At 25.4% G+C, this 19,692-nt stretch carries 28 protein-coding genes and 1 tRNA gene; 11 read left to right on the forward strand and 18 right to left on the reverse strand.

The annotated features are described in order from the left end of the window. Position 1: 1 nt before the first annotated feature. Positions 2-448: a hypothetical protein gene (locus PF569_03515; protein MDA3855301.1), complete on the forward strand. Its 447-nt coding sequence runs from the start codon at positions 2-4 to the stop codon at positions 446-448. Between the two features lie 109 nt (positions 449-557). After that, positions 558-2,324: an alanine--tRNA ligase-related protein gene (locus PF569_03520; protein MDA3855302.1), complete on the forward strand. Its 1,767-nt coding sequence runs from the start codon at positions 558-560 to the stop codon at positions 2,322-2,324. A 64-nt stretch (positions 2,325-2,388) separates the two neighbouring features. On the opposite strand, the gene PF569_03525 is transcribed toward PF569_03520, so the two are convergent. Continuing rightward, the gene (locus PF569_03525; GenBank protein ID MDA3855303.1) at positions 2,389-2,880 is read right to left on the reverse strand and encodes a hypothetical protein; all 492 of its coding nucleotides are present in this window, start codon (positions 2,878-2,880) and stop codon (positions 2,389-2,391) included. A gap of 118 nt (positions 2,881-2,998) precedes the next feature. Here PF569_03525 and PF569_03530 point away from each other — a divergent pair, with 118 nt between their 5' ends. Next, positions 2,999-3,598, forward strand: a complete 600-nt coding sequence (locus PF569_03530; protein MDA3855304.1) for an HD domain-containing protein — start codon at positions 2,999-3,001, stop codon at positions 3,596-3,598. 53 nt (positions 3,599-3,651) lie between these two features. Here the strand turns inward: PF569_03530 and PF569_03535 are convergent, their stop codons facing one another. Continuing rightward, complete coding sequence (locus PF569_03535) at positions 3,652-4,566, reverse strand: S-layer protein (protein ID MDA3855305.1); 915 nt, start codon at positions 4,564-4,566, stop codon at positions 3,652-3,654. 98 nt (positions 4,567-4,664) lie between these two features. Here PF569_03535 and PF569_03540 point away from each other — a divergent pair, with 98 nt between their 5' ends. The 4 genes from PF569_03540 (at position 4,665) to PF569_03555 (ending at position 7,182) form a co-directional block, all read left to right on the forward strand. Next, positions 4,665-4,835: a hypothetical protein gene (locus PF569_03540; protein ID MDA3855306.1), complete on the forward strand. Its 171-nt coding sequence runs from the start codon at positions 4,665-4,667 to the stop codon at positions 4,833-4,835. Position 4,836: 1 nt separating this feature from the next. Beyond that, positions 4,837-6,594: a glutamine--fructose-6-phosphate transaminase (isomerizing) gene (gene glmS, locus PF569_03545; protein MDA3855307.1), complete on the forward strand. Its 1,758-nt coding sequence runs from the start codon at positions 4,837-4,839 to the stop codon at positions 6,592-6,594. Between the two features lie 75 nt (positions 6,595-6,669). Further along, a complete protein-coding gene (locus PF569_03550; GenBank protein ID MDA3855308.1) occupies positions 6,670-7,038 on the forward strand; it encodes a 50S ribosomal protein L18e in 369 nt (122 codons plus the stop codon). 69 nt (positions 7,039-7,107) lie between these two features. Beyond that, positions 7,108-7,182: transfer RNA gene (locus PF569_03555), tRNA-Met, on the forward strand. A 112-nt stretch (positions 7,183-7,294) separates the two neighbouring features. Here the strand turns inward: PF569_03555 and PF569_03560 are convergent. From PF569_03560 to PF569_03570, 3 genes are all read right to left on the reverse strand, one after another. Then, the gene (locus tag PF569_03560; protein ID MDA3855309.1) at positions 7,295-7,561 is read right to left on the reverse strand and encodes a hypothetical protein; all 267 of its coding nucleotides are present in this window, start codon (positions 7,559-7,561) and stop codon (positions 7,295-7,297) included. A 143-nt stretch (positions 7,562-7,704) separates the two neighbouring features. After that, positions 7,705-8,304, reverse strand: a complete 600-nt coding sequence (locus PF569_03565; protein MDA3855310.1) for a hypothetical protein — start codon at positions 8,302-8,304, stop codon at positions 7,705-7,707. Between the two features lie 43 nt (positions 8,305-8,347). After that, entirely contained in the window at positions 8,348-8,896 is a 549-nt protein-coding gene (locus PF569_03570) for a DUF924 domain-containing protein (GenBank protein ID MDA3855311.1), read from the reverse strand. 210 nt (positions 8,897-9,106) lie between these two features. Between PF569_03570 and PF569_03575 the strand changes: the two genes are divergently transcribed. Together PF569_03575 and PF569_03580 are read left to right on the forward strand one after the other, a co-directional pair. After that, on the forward strand, positions 9,107-9,259 hold the full coding sequence (locus PF569_03575; GenBank protein ID MDA3855312.1) for a hypothetical protein: 153 nt from the start codon (positions 9,107-9,109) through the stop codon (positions 9,257-9,259). Between the two features lie 2 nt (positions 9,260-9,261). Continuing rightward, on the forward strand, positions 9,262-9,477 hold the full coding sequence (locus tag PF569_03580) for a cold shock domain-containing protein (GenBank protein MDA3855313.1): 216 nt from the start codon (positions 9,262-9,264) through the stop codon (positions 9,475-9,477). Between the two features lie 71 nt (positions 9,478-9,548). Here the strand turns inward: PF569_03580 and PF569_03585 are convergent, their stop codons facing one another. From PF569_03585 to PF569_03620, 8 genes are all read right to left on the reverse strand, one after another. Beyond that, positions 9,549-10,187, reverse strand: a complete 639-nt coding sequence (locus PF569_03585; protein ID MDA3855314.1) for a protein-L-isoaspartate(D-aspartate) O-methyltransferase — start codon at positions 10,185-10,187, stop codon at positions 9,549-9,551. Beyond that, the gene (locus tag PF569_03590) at positions 10,184-10,765 is read right to left on the reverse strand and encodes a hypothetical protein (protein ID MDA3855315.1); all 582 of its coding nucleotides are present in this window, start codon (positions 10,763-10,765) and stop codon (positions 10,184-10,186) included. The genes PF569_03585 and PF569_03590 overlap by 4 nt, the downstream gene beginning before the upstream one ends. 96 nt (positions 10,766-10,861) lie before the next feature. After that, positions 10,862-11,128, reverse strand: coding sequence for a hypothetical protein (locus PF569_03595; protein ID MDA3855316.1), 267 nt, complete (start codon positions 11,126-11,128; stop codon positions 10,862-10,864). After that, positions 11,065-11,646 carry a DUF2202 domain-containing protein gene (locus PF569_03600; GenBank protein MDA3855317.1) on the reverse strand — a complete coding sequence of 194 codons (582 nt, stop codon included), beginning with the start codon at positions 11,644-11,646 and terminating at the stop codon, positions 11,065-11,067. Before PF569_03600 ends, PF569_03595 begins: the two co-directional genes overlap by 64 nt. A 76-nt stretch (positions 11,647-11,722) precedes the next feature. Further along, the gene (locus PF569_03605; protein ID MDA3855318.1) at positions 11,723-12,319 is read right to left on the reverse strand and encodes a VTT domain-containing protein; all 597 of its coding nucleotides are present in this window, start codon (positions 12,317-12,319) and stop codon (positions 11,723-11,725) included. Continuing rightward, positions 12,316-12,675: a hypothetical protein gene (locus PF569_03610; GenBank protein MDA3855319.1), complete on the reverse strand. Its 360-nt coding sequence runs from the start codon at positions 12,673-12,675 to the stop codon at positions 12,316-12,318. The genes PF569_03605 and PF569_03610 overlap by 4 nt, the downstream gene beginning before the upstream one ends. Positions 12,676-12,727: 52 nt before the next feature. Continuing rightward, entirely contained in the window at positions 12,728-13,120 is a 393-nt protein-coding gene (locus PF569_03615; GenBank protein ID MDA3855320.1) for a DUF1801 domain-containing protein, read from the reverse strand. Between the two features lie 104 nt (positions 13,121-13,224). Continuing rightward, entirely contained in the window at positions 13,225-13,563 is a 339-nt protein-coding gene (locus PF569_03620; GenBank protein MDA3855321.1) for a DUF2853 family protein, read from the reverse strand. A 79-nt stretch (positions 13,564-13,642) separates the two neighbouring features. Between PF569_03620 and PF569_03625 the strand changes: the two genes are divergently transcribed. Further along, positions 13,643-13,993, forward strand: coding sequence for a hypothetical protein (locus PF569_03625; GenBank protein MDA3855322.1), 351 nt, complete (start codon positions 13,643-13,645; stop codon positions 13,991-13,993). Here the strand turns inward: PF569_03625 and PF569_03630 are convergent. Continuing rightward, entirely contained in the window at positions 13,985-15,376 is a 1,392-nt protein-coding gene (locus tag PF569_03630; protein ID MDA3855323.1) for a tetratricopeptide repeat protein, read from the reverse strand. The genes PF569_03625 and PF569_03630 overlap by 9 nt on opposite strands. 111 nt (positions 15,377-15,487) lie before the next feature. On the opposite strand from PF569_03630, the gene PF569_03635 reads away from it, so the two are divergent. After that, positions 15,488-15,724 (forward strand): DUF5652 family protein, encoded by a 237-nt coding sequence (locus PF569_03635; protein MDA3855324.1) that lies wholly within the window; start codon positions 15,488-15,490, stop codon positions 15,722-15,724. Positions 15,725-15,825: 101 nt separating this feature from the next. Here the strand turns inward: PF569_03635 and PF569_03640 are convergent, their stop codons facing one another. From PF569_03640 to PF569_03655, 4 genes are all read right to left on the reverse strand, one after another. Continuing rightward, positions 15,826-17,139, reverse strand: a complete 1,314-nt coding sequence (locus PF569_03640) for a cation:proton antiporter (GenBank protein ID MDA3855325.1) — start codon at positions 17,137-17,139, stop codon at positions 15,826-15,828. 167 nt (positions 17,140-17,306) lie between these two features. After that, positions 17,307-18,152, reverse strand: coding sequence for an FAD:protein FMN transferase (locus PF569_03645; GenBank protein MDA3855326.1), 846 nt, complete (start codon positions 18,150-18,152; stop codon positions 17,307-17,309). A gap of 67 nt (positions 18,153-18,219) precedes the next feature. Next, on the reverse strand, positions 18,220-19,218 hold the full coding sequence (locus tag PF569_03650; protein MDA3855327.1) for a hypothetical protein: 999 nt from the start codon (positions 19,216-19,218) through the stop codon (positions 18,220-18,222). A gap of 100 nt (positions 19,219-19,318) precedes the next feature. After that, positions 19,319-19,510: a DUF1059 domain-containing protein gene (locus PF569_03655; GenBank protein MDA3855328.1), complete on the reverse strand. Its 192-nt coding sequence runs from the start codon at positions 19,508-19,510 to the stop codon at positions 19,319-19,321. Positions 19,511-19,692 lie beyond the last annotated feature (182 nt).

Consider the following 19,692-nt stretch of genomic DNA (forward strand, 5'->3'; position numbering starts at 1 on the left):
AATGAAACTGAATAATATTAAATTTATTTTTTTATTAACTTTATTACTTTTTGGTAATATTTCAGTTTTTGCTTTAGATAATGAAGAGGAAGTGACAAATGATGATATTATTCAATTAGTTAAAAATTATGGAATTGATATGACCTATGAAGAAATTGTTGAAAATGTTCAAAGTTATTATAAGGTACAAGATTTATCTAATGTTGAAATAAAATGGATGATTCAAAATATATTTTTAACAAATAATGAATTTGGAGTTGAAAATAATAATTTATTAAATGTTCAATCACAGTTGTCAATTCAATCTCAATCTGTTCCTCAAACAGTTGAAAAAACTATTTATGTTGAGAAAGATTCATATACTTTGGAATTATTGATTTTCATAACATTAGCTTTAACAGTAATTAACTCTATTGCTTTAGTATATGTTCTAAAAAATAAAAAATAATTTTTTAAACAATAATATTTGTCTAAAATCAAAAATTTTGGAGCAAACTTAATTCTTCATGAATAAAGTTTATAAACAAATTTTCTTTTAATTTTATTAGATACTTAAAATGAATATACCTAAATTAATTAAAAAACAAATTATTGAAGAAGCATCTTCTAATCCTGAAAAATATTTTCCAGTAAAAACTCTTGAGGAATTTGGATTAAAAAGACAAAAATGTTCAACTTGTTCTTGTATGTTTTGGTCTTCTGTTAAAAGAGAAGTATGTGGAGATTCAAATTGTGTTGGTACATATACTTTTATTGGCGAGACTCCTGCGACAAGAAAAATGGAATTTGCAGAGACTTATCAATTATTTAGAGAATTTTTAGAAAAAAGAGGTTATATGCATGTAGAAAGATTTCCTATTGTTGCTCGGTGGAGAGATGATTTAGATTTCAATATTGCTTCAATCATAGGTTTTCAACCATATGTTACAAAAGGTATTGTAGCACCTCCAGCAGAATTAGTTACAATTCCTCAAAATTGTTTAAGATTTGGTGATATTGATAATGTTGGTTATACAGGAAGACATGGAACAAATTTTGTAATGATTGGACAATGCGCTTTTAAGAAACCTGAAGAATACGACCAAGCAAAATATATGAAAGATTTATATGATTGGTTTACAGTAGTTATGGGAATTCCAAAAGAAGAACTACAAATTCATGAAGATGCATGGGTAGGTGGAGGAGATTGTGGTCCTTCAATGGAATTCTTTTCAAGAGGACTAGAATTAGGAAATCAAGTTTACATGTGGTTTGATATGAGTAATGCAAATGACATCTCAGAGATAAAACCTTTAAAATTAAAAGTATTAGATATGGGAATGGGACTTGAAAGATGTTGTTGGTTTTCAAAAGGAAGTATTAATCAATATGAAGCATCAATGCCAGTAGTATCCAAATACCTATTTGAGAAAACAGGTTTAAAACCAAATTGGGAAGTATATAACAAATTCTTACCATATTCAGGTATTTTAAATCTTGATGAAACTGATGATATTGATAAAGCATGGATTAATATTGCTAAAAAAATTGGCCTTAGTGTTGATGTACTAAAAGAAGAAGTAGAACCTGTTGCAGGTATATATTCAATTGCAGATCACACAAAAACACTACTTTATGCTTTAGCAGACGGCGCTCTACCTTCAAATGTCAAAGGTGGGTACAATTTAAGGCTAGTTCTAAGAAGGGCTCTTGATTTTATCTATAAATTTAATTGGGACATAAACTTATTCGATGTAATTGTTCTACAAGCAGAAGAAGTAAAAGATTTATATCCTGAATTTGTTAAAGAGCTTGATGGAATTAAAAAGATAATTGATTTAGAAGTTAAAAAGTACATTCATCATAAAGAAAAAGTTGAAAATAAAATTAAAACTCTAATCAAAAAAGATAAAAATTTATCAACAGAAGAATTTATCAAATACTATATTTCAGATGGAATAACTCCAGATGAATTCAAAGAGAGCTTTGAAAAACAAGGAAAAATAATTGAAATTCCTGCAAACTTCTTCACACTAGTTGCAGAATTTTTTGAGAGTAGAAAAGCCTCAGAGCAAAAAGTAATGAAAAATAAACTAACAGAATTTGTAGAAGGAATTCCTGAAACAAAACTTTTATTTTATGCTGATGTAAATAAAGAGGAGGAAGATGCAGAAATACTAAAAGAATTTGAATTTGACAAATCAAAATACATCATCTTAGATAAAACTCTATTCTATCCAACAATGGGTGGTCAAGCATCGGATGTAGGATATATTGGTGAGAAAAAAGTAATTGAAGCAATTAAAGTTGGTTCAGTTGTTGTACATAAACTTTATTCTAAATGAATAAAGTTTGCTCGATAATTTAAGTTATTAAATTATCGACAAGTAAAATAAATTTTTTTAAATCTTAATATCTTTTTCTAAAAAATTCAATAAATACTTCATAGATATTTTTCTTATCACTCATAATTTCTTCTATTGTTTCTTTCTGGTGCTTAGTATAAATTGCAATTAAATGTGCAGTTAAAAGATTCAAATCTTGGTAATATAAATCAATAATTTTTTGCGAAAAAAACACTGCAATAATAAATACTGTGGTTCCAAAAACACTAATAACTCTACTAATTAAAACCCCAAGCTCAGTAAATAATAAAAAATCAGGTAGAAAATAAGAAAAAAATGAGAAGTAGATTGCAAAATAAAGGATAATATTAATTCTATAGTAAACTTTTACTTTTTTAATAAGATTTGTAGCAAGATCTTTAATATCTGTAACATTTTTTTTATCTCTAGCACTAGAAATCTCTACATTTTGTTCTAAAAGCTCCATGTAATTTCTAATTCTATTATATTTTGTAGGTGAAGTTGTCTTAAGTTGTTCTCTTACCTTATCTAACATAAATATTTTATGGTCTTATTGTTTATAAACTTTATTAACTAAAAATATCTGTAATTTTTATTTTCTCTAGAATGCAAATGTTTATATTATTTGAAGTTTAGAATTATTAAGAATTAAAATGAATGCAAGAACTTTTTTTGAGGAAATAATTGAAGAGCCAAACATTAAGAAGTATCTTGATTTTTTAAAATATCACCATAATGAAACATATGAACACTCATTAAGAGTTGGAATGTATTCTACAATTATTGCATTCAACAAATTATTAGAGATTAATCAAGTAAGACTTGCAACAATATCTGGACTTTTTCATGATATAGGTAAATTAGGAATTCCAAAAGAAATATTATCTAAAACTACTAGTCTTAATGACAAAGAAAGGGAGATTATGAAAAATCATTCAAAACTTGGGTTTGATTTTTTATTAAGTTTTCCTGTTGATATAAGAAAAATAATAATTGCCCATCATGAATATGATGAATTCCAATCTTATCCAAGAAAACATCATGTTGAAGAAGGAACACTTAAATTAAGAGAAAATAATTCAATAATTGACACAATTGCACAAATTGTTGCAATTTGTGATGTATATGATGCATTATTAAATGAAAGGTCGTATAAAGATGCATATCCTAAAGAAAAAGTAATTGAAATGTTAAAAAATCCCAAATATTTATGGGACCAAAATATAATACTAATTCTCGAAGAAAATATTTAATTTAATTATTCGAGAAACTCAACAATGATAATTTAAAATTCTCAAGCAGATTTTTATTCTAAAAATTCGACATCATCAACAATTCCATCTGAATCTAAATCTATACCTTCAACTACTTTACTTTCGATTTTTGAGTCAAATATGTTCCCACCTTTAATATTAGAAAAATATTTTAAAAAAGATAGAATTGCAGACTTTGTACCTGCATTCCTAAGTCCTGCAACTATGAGTATTTTTTTATCTTTATTATAAGGATTAGATATTTTATTAATAATTCCAATTTCATCATTAAAATATGTTTTTTTAGTTATATTAGAATAAATTCCTTTTTTTTCTTCATCAAAAAATATTGGCATTTGGTCATTAATCTCCAAAGTTACCTTATTAACAATTGGGCCTCCTATAACAATTAAATTATTATCCTCAATTTGTTTTTGAGAAATTTCAGTATCAAGCATTACTTTACTATTAGGAACATAATTTAGAAAACTACCTAAAAAAAGTGCAAGGTCCATACCAAAATATCCGTCTCTTGAACGAGCTTTTTGAGGTCCATGAGGATCAGGAGAACCAACAACTATAATTGAATTTAATTCACCTTTCTCAATAAATGGATTAAGATAATTTGATTCTTTTTCATGAATACTCGTAGTTTCTCTAAAATCTTTAAATCTAAAAAAAAATGAATCTGAAGAAGTAGTATAAAAATTCGCATTTGTTCCATTAATATTTTCTTTTCTTTCTATTTCAATTATTTTAGTTTTTTCTAGCTTTTTAATATAATAATAAATATTTTGTTCATGAACATTTAAGGCCTTTGCAATTTGTTTTGGGTACATAGGTTCTTCAGAAATTAATTTTAGGATTTCACGAATAACTTTATTATTTAAATTTTCAATATTCTCAATGTCAATTTCACAAGTATCTAAAGCATAATTTTTATTTTTCTCTTCTTTTAATATTTTCATAGTTAGTATTAGTTTCAATCTTTTATAAATTTATTCATAATAGTATTATGATTTTTTTAAAACCCTTTATAAGCTAAAAATCTTTAGTAATAAGTATTATGAAATTAGTAAAAAATTATAAAGTTAATATATTAAGCTTAAATTTAGCAAAAGAGTTTATAAGTAGTAAATTTTTTAGATTAAATATGCAAGATTTACATTCTAAAAAAGGTTTAAATAATATTTCTCAATTAGAATTTAATAGAAAAAATTTAAGAGGTTTATTTTAGAATGTGTGGAATAATAGGTAGGTTATCTATAAATAATCTAGATCCAAGAAAAACACTTGAAGGAATCAAAGAATTAGAGTACAGAGGTTATGATTCATATGGTATTTTAATGTATAATTGTTTAACTGAAGAAAGTATCTATGAAAAAAATATAGGTGAACTTGATTTCATGGATTTTCATAAATTTTCAGACATAAAAAGCAATATTGAATTAGGACATACAAGGTGGGCCACCCATGGTGGAATTTCAATAAATAATGCCCACCCTCAATTTGATTCATCAGAAAATTTTTTTGTAGTTATGAATGGAATAGTTGAAAACTTTTCAGAGGTTAGAGAAAGACTCAAAAATTTTGGTCATAAATTTATCTCCGATACAGACACAGAAGTAATTCCAATGCTATACTCTTATTTTTTTGAAGATTTTGGTGATATACGAAAAAGTTTAATTGAAGCCTCAAAAAAAGTAATTCAAGAATTACAAGGGGAATTTTCATTTCTATTAAAATATAAAAATTATGTACTTGGATATAAAAATATTAATCCTTTAATTTTTGGTATAGGTAATGACGAATTATTTATTTCAAGTGATTCAAACTTAGTTCAAAAAAATTCTGAGCTACATTTCATATTAGATGATGATGAGTTTTTTTTGGCATCAGTTATAGATAATAATTTATCTTTTGAATTTTATAACCTAGCATTTAAAAGAATCTCAAAGCAGAGTTATAAATCAGAACATATTTTCGACTCTACTGAAAAATTGACGACTTATTATATGGAAAAAGAGATTTTAGAGCAACGAGATTTAAAAAATTTCATAACTCCTTCAAATCTTAAAAGTATAAGTTATTTACTAGATAGGATAAAAAAGAAAAAAAGAATAATATTAACTGGTGCAGGTACTTCATATCATGCAGCTATTTTTTTACACTATAGATTACTTAGTCTTGGAATATTATCTCAACTAGTTATAGCATCAGAACTTAAAAATTATGCAAATGTAATAAAAAATTCATTGGTAGTAGTATTTTCACAATCAGGAGAAACTGCAGATTTAATTTATCCTCTAAAAGAATTAAAAAAAAAAAATGAGATTTTCACAGTAACAAATAGTATAAATTCGACTCTTGATAGGTTTGCAACAAATAGTGTATATCTAAATTGTGAAAAAGAAATATCTGTAGCATCAACAAAAGCTTTCACTTCTCAAATATTTTTCTCAAAAGTAATTGAGAATCTATACATAGAAGAAGATTTAGGAGTATTTATTGAGCGTTATGAGAGAGATTTCGAAGAAGTTATATCTAACAATCAAGGAGTTCTAGATAATATCTGTTTCGACTTTAGAGACCAAAAAAGTTTCTTTTTTATTGGAAGAAATTCTTACTATCCTCTAGCACTTGAAGGAGCTCTAAAATTAAAAGAAATTTCATATATTCATGCTGAAGGTTTTGCAGGAGGAGAACTTAAGCATGGAAGTTTAGCTTTAATTGAAAGTGGAGTTCCTGTAGTTGTAATTGGAGATGATTCTGAAATTTTATCAAATGCACTTGAAATTAAAACTCGTTGTGGGATTATAATTGGAATAGGTAGTAAAAATCATGAAATATACGATTATTACCTTGAAGTTCCTGAAAATTTTAAAGCGATATTTACAGTAATTTTAATGCAGATTTTATCATTAAAAATGACTTTAGTATTAGGATTTAACCCAGACAAGCCTAGAAATTTGGCGAAAAGTGTAACAGTTAAGTAAAATGAATGAATTAATTCATTAGTTACTTTGTTTATGAACAAAGTTTATAAATCCAATTTCATTTTCTTTTGTATCATGGCGCAAGTTCCAAAAACAAAAACAACAAACAAGGTTCTATTTGATACCGTTCAAGATTTAAGAAAATTATCTAATAAGACTGGTGTTAAGGTGTGGAAAGCAGTGGCAGTAAAATTAGCTGGTCCTGCGAGTCAAAGGTCACAAGTAAATGTTGGTAAAATTGACAAGTTAGTAAAAGATTCAGAAACAATTATTGTTTGTGGAAAAATTTTAGGTGACGGTTTATTATCTAAAAAAGTAACTGTAGTTGCACTTAGTGCATCAGATAGCGCAGTTGCAAAAATCGAGAAAGCAGGTGGTAAATTTGTAAAAATTAAAGATCACATTGCAAAAACTCCAGATAACAAACTAAGAATTATTGCATAGTCGATGAATGAATCGACCACCGAAAAAGACTTAGTCTTTTGACCGTGATTAATTCAAATTATTTTTTATAGCGAAGTGGAGCAGTTAGGAGTGCTCGCAGGGCTCATAACCCTGAGGTCAGTGGTTCAAATCCACTCTTCGCTACTCAAGGAAGATCCGTTTATTGGGTCAGACCTATATTTCTAAAATAACTAAAATTTAAATACAAATTTCACTATTTTTATTAAATTTTCAAAAAAATTAAACAATAAATATTTTAGAATTTTAAATATTTATCTGCATAAGAACCAACAATAGGTATCTCATCATTTTTCCCATTAATTGAATTAACAAGTCCAATTATCCATAATACAAATATTGTGATACTAACAATTACTTCTATAAATATAATTATAGGTATCAATACTATAGTAAAAGCCAAAATGCTGCCTAAAATTGCAAAGGCAATGTTAAATACTAATGATATAATTAGTAAATTTAAAGCTTGTTTAGTATGGAATTTCACATAAGAACTTTTTTTCATTTTCTCATCAGCAAAATACCATATAATTCCAACTAGGAAATAGGCTAAAATTGAGACTAGCTTTTCATTTTATATATTTTCTGTTTTTGCCATTCTATAATATAAACTTAGCAATTTATAAAGTTGAGCACTATTAAAATATTTTACAACTTCAAATTTCTTCTATATCTAATTATTTTAAGTGCTTTAAGCATTGGATGACTATTATTATTATTTTTAATACATTCTTCTTTAAATTTAAAATAGTATAAATCTAATTTATCATTAGTTAATTTACTCAAATATTCAAACTTTGAATCTAATTCCTCATTTACTATTGAATCACTTTTAATGTTATTAATAGAAAATACTTCAGATGAATCTTTAGATTCTCCAAAATCAAATAAATTCTTTTTTTTTTTAGTCTTTTTCAATTTAGACTCATATTGATTCATAATTGTAAAAAGGTCTTTAATTCCTCTCGTAATCTGCCTTATATCTTCCTGAATTGCTTGAGCAATAGCTCCAAGGTTCTTTTCAGCATTTTTTTGGCTTTTACATCTAAAAATAAATTCTTTACCATTAATAACCCATAATACTTGTGCAAAATCATCATCATACTCAATTTCAATATAATCTTTCAAAACTCCAATTTTGCTCAAAGCAGAAATAATTTGATTTTCATAATATTCAACAGATTTTAGTCCTTCAAACTCATGTGGTTTAAATATTAATGTTTTTCCATTGATATTATACTCTTTCATATAAATAAAAATTATGTTTAAGATTTATAAAATTTGAGTTTCCTCAAAATCCACTATTCTCAGCCAAATATTTAATCTCTTCAATAGTCGACTCTCTACCTAAAATTTCATTTCTATATGGAAATCTTCCAAATTCTTTAATAATTTCTTTATGTAGATTAGCATATTTCGTACTCTCTTTCAAATCTAATCCTTTCTCTTTAGCCATTTCTTCAAAAAATTCAACACACTTTTCTTGTTCATTCAAGCTCTCAGAGTGCATAAATGGCATATAAAAAAAATTTCTTCCTCTTTTAACTTTTTTATTAAAACCTTTTTCAATTGCTCTTTTAGCAACATTTAGAGCTAAATTATCACTTGCAAAGCTTTTAGTAGTTCCTCTATACATATTCCTAGGAAATTGATCAAGTAGAATAATCAAAGCAAGAGTAGACTCTGGATCCTCTTCCCAAGATGTAAGTCCCAGATTTATAGCTTTATAGTACAAATCTTCAAACTTCTCACGAATTTTTTTATCTAATTCAGGATTCTTCTCAAACCATGCTTTAGGCTCTAAATTAAACCAAAACTCTATTACATCTTTAGATTCCATTATCGGATATGGTTTTTCAAATTTATAAAATTAAGCAAATAAAACCAATAATATTATAAATAAAACTATTCTCTCTATTCTTAGCATAGTAAAAATAAAATAATATTAATAATACATAATTTTGAATAAAATTACAAATTTTATATCAATGTTTTATTATACATGCAAAAAGTGGCTATTAATAACGGTCAATGAATAGGTATTAAACAAATGATTTGTAAAAGTTGTAATAGTAATAAAATAATAACACGAAAAAATTATTCTCATGGTAAAGCATCTGGGGGAAAGAAAGTTCTGTCCTGTAAAGAATGTGGTTCAAGTGATATTGAATTACCAAGAAGTAATAATTTTAGGAGAAGATAAAAATGAAAGGAACAGTTAAATTTTTTAACCAATTAAAAGGCTTTGGATTCATCAAAGCTGAAGACGAGAAAGAGTACTTCGTTCACATCTCAGGTATTGAGGGTGGAGTAGAATTAAATGAGGGAGATAATGTAGATTTCGAAACTCAAAAAGATGACAGAGGATTAAAAGCAGTTAATGTAAAAATTGGTGCTGAATCTTCAGATTCTGAAGAATAAATATTTTATTCTTTTTAAACAAACAAAAATTCTAAATAAAATATAAATTACTTGTAATTTTACTATTAAATTCAAACCAAACTATCTCTACCACTAAAAGGCACAAATCTCACAGATATAGATTTCATTACAAGTTTAAGTTCATCAGCACTTTTAACATACTTTGTAAGCCTTTGAGAATGCAAGTCTCCTTCAGGTAAGACTATCACTCCTCCTTCTTTCAAAGATTTGATAATACTTATTGGCACTTTATCTATTGCTGTAGTAATTATTGCTTTATCGAAATAATTTTCTTCTTGAACATCAGAACCATCTATACATTTAATAACAACATTATCTATTTTAGATTGTTTCAAGTTATTTTTTGCAAAATTACAAAGCTCTGGAATAATCTCGTAACTAATTACCTTACTAACAATTTTGCTTAAAATCGCTGATTGGTATCCACTACCAGTTCCAATTTCTAAAACTAAATCATATTCATCTAAATTTAGCATCTGAGTCATATACGCAACAACAAAAGGTTGAGAAATGCTCTGTAATGCGCAAATAGGTAATGCAGAATCTAAATAAGCGTAATCTTTATTTTCTTTTAAAACAAAATTTTCTCTTGGAACTTCAAGCAATGCATTTAATACATTCTTATCAACAATTCCTTGAGATTTTAGATAAAATGTTAAAATCTCCCTTTCTTGTTTCCTAGTTTTCATTTGATTAATTTATTTTTATCATCTTTAAATATTCTAAGCGCAATCCATACAATAAGTATAAATTCAACAAGTAATATTGCAGGTCTTGCATATCTTCCCATATCAGAAAAATACTGTGCAGTACCAAAAAAAACGGTACTTATTCCACCAATTAAAAGACCTGATATAATCCAATCTGTAGCATTTTTCTTAGATGTTGTATACATTCCAACAATAATTGCAATAAGTCCCATAACACTCGTTACAATAAATCCTAAAAGTCTAAAATCTTTTGATGCTTTATTATATTCTGCTTGACAAGTATTACATTCATAACTTATAGGACAATTTACGCTATCATATGTATATTCTATAAAACCTTCACTCTGACTACAAATCAATTGTTCTTCTTTAGAAGGATTTTCAAATAGAGGACAAGAATCATTGCCTTGCTTGTCAATAAAAGGTCTTGAATCCTGAGCGCAATAATCATTGTAATTAGGTTGTGGTTTAATCAGCTCAACAACACTAAAACTAAAAAGAGTAAAAATTATCACGATAATAATTATAATTCCATATTTCTTAACTTTGTCTATCATATCAGGAGTATATGATTTGTGAATTTATAAAATTAACTTGAAATATTAGTAATTTGAGAAAAGAAGAGATAGATTTAATTATTTTCAATAAAATAATTAACTAAACCAACCTTTAAACCCTGTCCACATTTTTGAAAACATATTTTTAGATTGAACTTGATTTACTTGTTGTACATTATTTTCATTAATTTGATTAACTCCATTATCTGCAGCATTAGAATTCTTATTCTGACTACTTACTTGAGTTTGAGCTCCTTGAGAATCATATTGAGTTCCAGTTTCCATATCACCTGATAAAATTAAATTATAATCTTCTTCAGTAATAAATTGAGGCTCATAAACTCCACCATTTCTTTCAAGCAATCTAATAAATCTTGTAAATCTTTAATATCTAAATCTTCAACTGTTGCTCCAACACTTAGTGCATCAACTAATGAATTTGAACCTTGTTCTACTAATTGATTATACAAATCTTGTAATTCTTGATTTTCAAATACTCCTCTTTCATCATTTGTCATTGGGTCTTCAATATCATACTTATCTAAAAGAGATTTAACTGCAGTAGTATGTGTTTGTTCACTACTTGCAATATTTGTGAAAATTTGTTGAGACCAAATATCATAAAGTTCTAAATAAACATCTCTTGCTAACTTTTCTTCTTCTTTCATAAGCAATAAACCATTCATCTCTTCCTGGCTTAATTCTTCAATTGGATATGCATCAATTTGAGTTTGATGATCTACTTGAGTATCATCATAAATTAAGTAAACCTGTCCACCTTGATTCTTTCCAAAACCTTTGCCTTGTTGTCCATTACCATTAAATGCAAATGTGCTACTGCTCATTAAAATAACTAAAAACAGATCAATTATTATTTTCATTGTATTTTATCAATTTGTTATATTTTTCTATGTTTGAAACAAGATATATATATTATTGAAACCTATATACTTAAATCTACGCATAATCAACTTTAATCAGGAAATAGATTTTTCTTGTCACAAAAAATCCTATCAGAAGTAGAAATATTAATAATGAGAAATCAGAAATCAGAGTAAGCAATTCTCCCCATGTTTCTTTAAAGAAAAACCCTAATGAAGCAAATATAGTTGCATATAGAATCTCCCCAAATATTATAAATATTATAAACTTTTTAAAATCAAACTTATTCAATCCGGCTATATAATTCATAGCAGGTCCAAGTCCAGTAATTAAAAATCTAGTAAAAAATATACTAGAACTTCCATATTTACTCATTGCTTTCTCACTTTTGTTATAATTTTTTGAAATAAACTTCTTATGTTTATATTTTTCTAATAATTTGCTTCCATATTTCTCACCTATTTTATATGCAAAAATATCTCCAGTAATTGTAAAAATAATAATAATTAATATTATCAAGAAAAGATATGAAATACTATAAGTAGAAGAACCTGCAAACATAATCAAAAAAATTGCTCCAAGTGGAACTCCAATTTGAGAGAAAAAAGTAAAGAATGAAAGAGCAAAAATAATATTCTCTTCAAAATAATCAAATATAAAATCTAAACTCATTTTTTATTATCACCTGAAGAATTATCATTTAGGTTATATTTCTTATTTAAATCTCTAATAATATTTTTACAATCTAGATTTTCTTCAATACAAATAGTTGAAAGAGGTTTCCTTTTATCATAAAAACTCAAATCTATATTTAATTCATTTTTGAAATCAACCTCAAATCTACTCTCAATAGATTTAATATTCATCCAATCTTCTATCTTTTGTGTAGATTCATCTTGATTAAAATAATCTTTATGCAAATCCCACATTTGATACTTATTATAAGTTTTAAAAGAAAATAGTGAAATCAAACCTAAAATAATAATTAATAAAACTATCAAAAATATTAATTTTTTCTTTTTATTCATAATTAATTATTTCATTAAATCTTTATAAATTATTTTAATTATATTTATATATTTACAAAACATCGCTAATTCTTTTCTTTTTTATTAAAACTGATTGTCCTATATAATCATTAATAATATCTTCATCAATTTCTTCTGCATGTTTAAATTTGACATATTTTATCTTATCTTCACTTTTTTTATCAAATATTTTATATCTATCAACTATTAAGTCTCCATGTCCAAATGAAAGCTTAACATAATCTTTTATAGGAAAAATTCCAATAATATATCCCGATATTGGATGATGGTAGAGTATGCTTTTCAATTCAAAATTGACCTTTTCTTCAATATCTTCATACTTTTTATAAATTATTTTCCTTAAAGTTTTAATAATATCAATAACTTCAAAGTTATAATCTGCTAAAAAATCCACTAAATCTGGGTTCTCACTAATTTTTTTCATTAGATGATATGGATTTTGTAAATTATATACTTATCGTTTTATTCTTTCAAATATCTCAAATTTTAAGGAATAACTAAAAATATTTCAATTAATTTCAAATTACCTTACTCAAATATTGATTCCTTCCTAAATTTTTTAGTCAGTAGATAGTAAAATACTGCTCTATTCTTTCTTCCATGATTCTTAAGTTTATCACGGACTTCCATAATTGCTTTATCAAGTTTATCTTCAGAAAGTTCTTCTAAACCTAACTTTATTTTTAAAAAATTATGTTTCACTGTTTCTAGTTCCTTTTCATCACCACATGAAACTAACTCAGCATCTGCATTATATATACTTGGCCCAAGATATGTTGTAATTTTAAACAACAAGTTTTGGTCAATATCTTCTCCTAAATCTTTAAGTTGAGTATTATATTTTTCTATTTTTTTTGTTTTTTCCATCTTTTCATCACTCATGTTATATGAATTTAGAATTTATAAAACTAACTTTTATAAACCTCGTTCTCCTGAAACTACTATCATGGCATTAACAGAAGTTACACTAACGATTTTAATAGTTTTTCTATTAATTGTAATATCTTCATTACCTCTATACCTTGCAGCAAAAACTTTTGGAGGAAAAACTACTATTTTAAAAACATTTTTTGTAATGATACTAGTCAGTATTCTTACAATTTTTGCTCAAGCAATTTTTAGAATATATGGAACAATTATAGCATTCATCCTAGTGTTAATTGTATTTAAAGAATTATTTCATCTAAGTTTAGGAAAAGCATTTTTAGTATGGATATTTTGGTTAATTTTTGTAATATTATTCACATTTATTTTTTCAATACTAGGTTTAAGCTTCTTTGCAATAACATTATTTTGATTCAATTTTATCTTTTATTTTTTTATACATATTAAAACATCTCTCCGAATTCTCAATATCTCCCTTTTCTCTATAAATCTTGTATAGTTGTAAATATATCTTGAAATTTTCTTTATCAATATCTAGAGCATTATTATAATTTTTAATTGCAAGTTCAATGTTTTTCCTCCTCTCAGCAATTAAACCTTTGTAATAATAACATTCAGAATTATTAGGATTTAATCTCAAACAATTATTAAATTCTATTTCTGATTCTTCAAACTTATTCTCTAAAAGAAATATTTCTGCTTTTTCAAAATAGGCATCCTCAAATTTAGGGTTAATTTCAATTACTTTATTGTAACTTTTAATTGCAAGTGAATAATCTTTTTTTATTTTATACACATTCCCAATTCCTTGATATGCTAAAAACAAATTTTTATCTCTATCTAGAGATTTTTCATAATTAGATATAGCTTTTTCATAATTTAGCAGTTTTTCATAAATAAGTCCTAAAAAATAAAATATTTGTGGATTATCATTTCCTAGTTCAAGTGATTTATTCAAATCCGAAATAGCATTTTCATAATTTCGAATATAATCTTTTTTATCCTCATCATCATTATATTTTGAAAACTCAATTTTAATATCTTCTTTTTTCTCCTTAATTTCATCATCACTATCTAATCTAATCTTTTTTATTGAAGTAATATCTTCTTTTCTTTGATTATCTTTTAGTTCTTTTGAGAAATTAACTTTGACAATTTCATCATCTTCTTTAAATTTTTTATTATCTTCAATAATTTTCACAAATTTATCATGAAATTTTTTATAATCATCTTCATCAAGGTTTTTTTTATTTGAAAGTTCTTTCTTAAATTTAATTTTCTCACTCCAATCATATTTTTGTTCTAATTCTTTTTTATCTTCTTTCTCTTTTAGTGTTCTCTTAATTTCCATATCTTTTTTATAATAATCTTCTTCTTCTTTCTCAATTTCTACTCTCGTAGTTTTTTTATTATTTTCAAATGTTTTATTATCTTCACTAATATCATTGTTATTATTATCTTCTAGATTTTTAAGAATTGTTTTAATATGTTTAAGTTCTTTTTCTAGTTCTTTTTTTCTCTTAGAATTCTTATTCTCTTCTTTGAAAAGTTTCTCTAAGACTATAAAATCCTTTTTTGCATTTTTTAAGTCTCCTAAATCCTTATATAAAATTCCTCTTTTGTAATAAGCTTCAGTAAATGTTGGGTCAAGTTCAATAACTTTATTAAAATTTTCAATTGCCCTTTCTCTAAATCCTAAATATGTATTTGCAAGCCCTCTCTCAAAGTAATTTTCAACAAGTTCCTTAGTATTATCTAAAGTAAATATATTTTTGAACTTATTGAAAAAATCCATATTATTTTATTATAAACTCATTTTATATTCTTTCTTCCAATTTTTTAGGAGTGACTTTTACTATTAAGATTATTTAGGAACAATTATAAATAATTATCATAAGTAAAGTGTATGGTCGATTATTTAGCATTAAAAATATTATTCATTATGCTCGTCGTATTTCTTGTAATCTGGGATATGACTTGGAAAGCTATAGGAATGTGGAAAGCAGGTAGAAACAATCAATTGGTTTGGTTTGTTTTCATATTCATTCTAAATACAGCAGGAATTTTACCAATAGTTTATATCTTCTTTTTTCAAAGAAATATGAATAAAAAAATAAAAACTAAAATCAAAACCAAAAAGTAAAGATTTTTCATTAAAATACTCCATTTTTTAATATGAGTATAAAATAAATACTCCAATAGATATTCTAAAAATAACCAAAAATTAACCTAATAATTTTAGATTTATTTTTTAATCACAGGATAAAGTGTTTTATTAAAAAATCCTTTAACTAAGTTCTTCTCAGCAAGGAAAATAAAAATTGAAGTAAAGATAATACTAATAACTACAACGCTTAAAACAACATTAACAAAATTAGCAGCTGCTCCATTTAGAACCTCCGATTGAACACTTAATTGAGCTAGAACTGCTGCAGCTAATCCTTTAGGGATAAGACTCTCTAAAAATAATCTATCTTTTTCTAAATCCTTATCTTTTAAAAAAACCATCTTAACTGCAAAAGGTCTAATTAAATAAATTCCAAATGTGATAATGAAACCCCAAACAAAAATGAATGGGTCTGAAAATTCAATTAAAATTCCTAAATATACAAAGAAAAATATCTTTAAGAAAAATGAAATCTCTGAAAAAATCACTTTAGCATTATTAGATAAAACTCTTTTATTAGCCCTCAAATCCAATATTTCGTCCTTTTTATCATGACTCCTAAATCTTGCTGCTCTTTTCTCAATTTGCTCATCTTTATTCTTATTCATAAAACCTAAAATTGATCTAGAATTTCCTAAAATCAAACCAAAAGTTAAAGCTCCTATAGCTCCAGATGCACTAACAAAAGGACTCTCTATAAATGCATAAAGTCCAACAACTAATCCTATAGTTAGAATATGCATATCAATTAACTCTTCAAATTTACTCATTAAAACAATCCAGATCATACCAAAAATTGTAGCAACAATAATTGCCATAGAAAATGAAGATAAGACACTCTTAAAAATTCCACTTGCAACAATTTGGCCAGTCTCAAGAATTTGAAGAAGTGTAATAACACTAATAATTCCTAAAACATCTGTAATAGCGCTCTCTAGTGTCAAAACATTCCCGAATCTTTCTCTAATTGAGATATTTTGGATAAGAGGAATAACAACAGCTGAAGAAGTTCCACCTAAAACCATTCCACAAAGTAAAGCAATAGTCCATGATTGAAATAAGCCATATGTAATAAGAGTTACAACAGCTATTGTCAAAAGAAAATGAACAATTGTAAGACTAAGAGTTTTTGGTAAAACTTTAATTAAACTTCTAAAATCAATACTAAGTGCTCCTTGAAACAATAAAAAAACAAGTGCAAAAGTTGTAAAAATTCCTGCAATACTCACAAATGATTCTGGAGTTACAATCTTAAAATAATATCTTAAAGCTATACCTGTTCCAATTAAAAACAAAACATCAGGGATATTAGTCTTTTTGAAAATCCACTCACTTAAGTAGCCTAGAAAAATAATTCCCGAAATAATTGCAAAAATATAAATTACATCCATGGTAAATTAAAATGAAATGAGTTTATAAATTTTTTTGACTTCAAAAAAATTCTGCTCAGTCATCTTTGATTACAGACAAACTTTTTTTACTTCAAATAAAGTTCTATTTAGAAATCTTAGATTTCATGTAAATTTGAGTTGTTATTGAATTAGATATAAAACATTTTCTATTTATACATATCAAAGAAACTACTCTTTAATATTTTTCCGTTCTCTAAAATAATTAATATTTCAATATTTTTATACTTCTCATCAAATTCTATCTTTTTCAAAACATCTTCAGAATTAAGTTGAATAAAATAAGTTCCAAGAGCATCAAGTTCATAACATTTATCTTTTTCTGAAATAAGTGTAATAGTATAAATATCACTTTTATTTCCTAAAATATGAGAACCAAATTTATATTTTTGTTTATCATGACCAGAAGTTATAATTGAACCTCTCTTCATATCAACATATTCTTGTTCAATAATTTTATTTTCAAAAGGGTTGTTAATATAAATCCTTATTTTCTTAGAAGAATCAAGAACAATATCTCCTCTTGCATCAATATAAATATTGGACTTATCATATTTTTTTTTAATCAAATTAAGAATTACATCAATAATATACCCTTTAACAAAACCACCTAAATCAAGTTCAATATCAGAATTAAGTTTTATTTTTCCATTTTCAAAAATAATTATAGAATCAATATCTAAATTTAATCCCTCTTTAACTTTAGAATTAGTTTTCCTATCCCTAATATCTTTTCCTAAAAAAATATTAAACAATCCATTTGTCTTTGAATAAAATTCCATTCCCTTTTCAAGAATAAATTTAAATTCAGAATCATTTTCAATATCCTTATTTAAATTCAATTTTGAGAGCATGCTCTCATCATCAAAAAAATTAAATTTGTTAATCAATTTTTGCATCTCAAAGAAACCATATTCAATAACTTTCTTATCATTTTCAGAATTGTTAATTTCAATGCTAACATTTCCACCCATAAGTTTTTTAGTTATAATCATTTTATTTTTAAAAATTAAGTATTAAGAAATTATATTTAAATAGAGATTTAAAATTAGATTAATTTTTTTAATCAAAATTAAATTCTTCAGGACTCTTTAATAATTGTGTTGCTTTATAGCATAAAAGAACCGGATTATTCTCATTTTCTAACATAAGTTCTTTAAGTGAAGGATTACTTTCAACCATTTTAAATTTTTTAAGCTCTACAAGTTTTTTAATATTCCTAATAAACCATGCGTTTTGATCTAGTGTAGTTTCATTTTTTTCAAAAGCATCCAACTTTCTAATACCAATATATTGAATATTTTTACCATTAATAATCTCGTGTTTAGATTTTGTATCAATTTTCTCAAAAACATTTTCCCTACCAAAAATATCTTTAATTTTATCAAGAATATACTTTTCATGAATTGGGTGGTCTTCTTTTATCTCGAAAACATCATCTTCAACATCAGATTGGGATTCTTTTTCTTCTTCTTTTGTAGATGTTTCTTCAATTATTACTTCGTTATTCTCTTTAGAAGTAGTCTCAATTTCAATTTCATTTAAATTTTCATCAACTTTAGGTTCTTCAACATCATCTTTTGTAGTAGAAAATTCTTCTTCGATTTTATTGACATCATCTATTTCTTGGATTTCAAAAGGTTCTTCATTAGAGATATCATGTGTATCCTCAACATCTTCAATTTTTTCTTTATCTAAATCGTCATCAGTAATTGGTTCTTCAATTTCAATTTCTTCAACTTGATTATTAGATTTTTCAACACTAATGTACTCTTCAGGACTATTATCTTCTTCAGAATTTTCATAATGAGTAGACAATGTTCCTTCTTTTTTGTCAAGTAAAAGTCTTAATTGTTTAATTTCTGAAAAATTTAGTTTTTCAACAATAGATTCTAATTCCAAATTTCCGGATTCTACAACTTTAGTAATAGGAGAACTAGGAACTTCTTCTTCTACTTCTTTTTCTTTATCATCACCTTTAAGAATTGTACTAAGTTTAACCTTATCTTCTTCTGAGAGCTCATGATTCTCTTTTGATAAAAACTTTTTAAAAAAACCCATATATTTTTCACAGTTGATTTCTTTTAAAATATATTGTATTAGTTAAAGGTAGTGTCAATCATAAAAATTAAAAATTAAAACATACTTTTCCAATTTCAGATTAGTAAGTATATATTTTTTTTTTCATAATTTCAAGTATTTTTTTCTCTTCTTTTTTGTTTAAATTATTAAATTTTTCCTTATGTTTAGACCTTGCATGTTTAATCATTTTTTCTACAACTTCTTCATCACTATTACCTGTTGCAATAAAATAATCTTCTGCACCTAAATCACAACAATTTAAAGCTTTCATTTGTATCACCTGTAATTTATTTTGGATACATAGTCTGATTTTTATAATTTATAAATTTAACTAAAATTTGGCTTCATCCGATTGAGTATAAACAACAACTAATTATCTATTTTTATCTAAAAATTTATTTTTTGAATAAAAAATCTAAATTGAAAATTTAGAATAAAAGAAATATTCTTATG

It is taken from the genome of Candidatus Woesearchaeota archaeon (assembly GCA_027858315.1).
Taxonomy (GTDB): Archaea; Nanobdellota; Nanobdellia; order Woesearchaeales; family UBA583; genus UBA583.

Coding starts and splice junctions, on each gene's coding strand:
- PF569_03530 (MDA3855304.1), top strand. CDS start 2,999: ATGAATGCAAGAACTTTTTTTGAGGAAATAATTGAAGAGCCAAACATT.
- PF569_03635 (MDA3855324.1), top strand. CDS start 15,488: ATGGTCGATTATTTAGCATTAAAAATATTATTCATTATGCTCGTCGTA.
- PF569_03655 (MDA3855328.1), bottom strand. CDS start 19,510: ATGAAAGCTTTAAATTGTTGTGATTTAGGTGCAGAAGATTATTTTATT.
- PF569_03520 (MDA3855302.1), top strand. CDS start 558: ATGAATATACCTAAATTAATTAAAAAACAAATTATTGAAGAAGCATCT.
- PF569_03550 (MDA3855308.1), top strand. CDS start 6,670: ATGGCGCAAGTTCCAAAAACAAAAACAACAAACAAGGTTCTATTTGAT.
- PF569_03565 (MDA3855310.1), bottom strand. CDS start 8,304: ATGAAAGAGTATAATATCAATGGAAAAACATTAATATTTAAACCACAT.
- PF569_03515 (MDA3855301.1), top strand. CDS start 2: ATGAAACTGAATAATATTAAATTTATTTTTTTATTAACTTTATTACTT.
- glmS (MDA3855307.1), top strand. CDS start 4,837: ATGTGTGGAATAATAGGTAGGTTATCTATAAATAATCTAGATCCAAGA.
- PF569_03605 (MDA3855318.1), bottom strand. CDS start 12,319: ATGAGTTTAGATTTTATATTTGATTATTTTGAAGAGAATATTATTTTT.
- PF569_03610 (MDA3855319.1), bottom strand. CDS start 12,675: ATGAATAAAAAGAAAAAATTAATATTTTTGATAGTTTTATTAATTATT.
- PF569_03645 (MDA3855326.1), bottom strand. CDS start 18,152: ATGATTATAACTAAAAAACTTATGGGTGGAAATGTTAGCATTGAAATT.
- PF569_03575 (MDA3855312.1), top strand. CDS start 9,107: ATGATTTGTAAAAGTTGTAATAGTAATAAAATAATAACACGAAAAAAT.
- PF569_03640 (MDA3855325.1), bottom strand. CDS start 17,139: ATGGATGTAATTTATATTTTTGCAATTATTTCGGGAATTATTTTTCTA.
- PF569_03585 (MDA3855314.1), bottom strand. CDS start 10,187: ATGAAAACTAGGAAACAAGAAAGGGAGATTTTAACATTTTATCTAAAA.
- PF569_03615 (MDA3855320.1), bottom strand. CDS start 13,120: ATGAAAAAAATTAGTGAGAACCCAGATTTAGTGGATTTTTTAGCAGAT.
- PF569_03650 (MDA3855327.1), bottom strand. CDS start 19,218: ATGGGTTTTTTTAAAAAGTTTTTATCAAAAGAGAATCATGAGCTCTCA.
- PF569_03590 (MDA3855315.1), bottom strand. CDS start 10,765: ATGATAGACAAAGTTAAGAAATATGGAATTATAATTATTATCGTGATA.
- PF569_03580 (MDA3855313.1), top strand. CDS start 9,262: ATGAAAGGAACAGTTAAATTTTTTAACCAATTAAAAGGCTTTGGATTC.
- PF569_03540 (MDA3855306.1), top strand. CDS start 4,665: ATGAAATTAGTAAAAAATTATAAAGTTAATATATTAAGCTTAAATTTA.
- PF569_03570 (MDA3855311.1), bottom strand. CDS start 8,896: ATGGAATCTAAAGATGTAATAGAGTTTTGGTTTAATTTAGAGCCTAAA.
- PF569_03525 (MDA3855303.1), bottom strand. CDS start 2,880: ATGTTAGATAAGGTAAGAGAACAACTTAAGACAACTTCACCTACAAAA.
- PF569_03625 (MDA3855322.1), top strand. CDS start 13,643: ATGGCATTAACAGAAGTTACACTAACGATTTTAATAGTTTTTCTATTA.
- PF569_03620 (MDA3855321.1), bottom strand. CDS start 13,563: ATGGAAAAAACAAAAAAAATAGAAAAATATAATACTCAACTTAAAGAT.
- PF569_03560 (MDA3855309.1), bottom strand. CDS start 7,561: ATGAAAAAAAGTTCTTATGTGAAATTCCATACTAAACAAGCTTTAAAT.
- PF569_03630 (MDA3855323.1), bottom strand. CDS start 15,376: ATGGATTTTTTCAATAAGTTCAAAAATATATTTACTTTAGATAATACT.
- PF569_03535 (MDA3855305.1), bottom strand. CDS start 4,566: ATGAAAATATTAAAAGAAGAGAAAAATAAAAATTATGCTTTAGATACT.
- PF569_03600 (MDA3855317.1), bottom strand. CDS start 11,646: ATGAAAATAATAATTGATCTGTTTTTAGTTATTTTAATGAGCAGTAGC.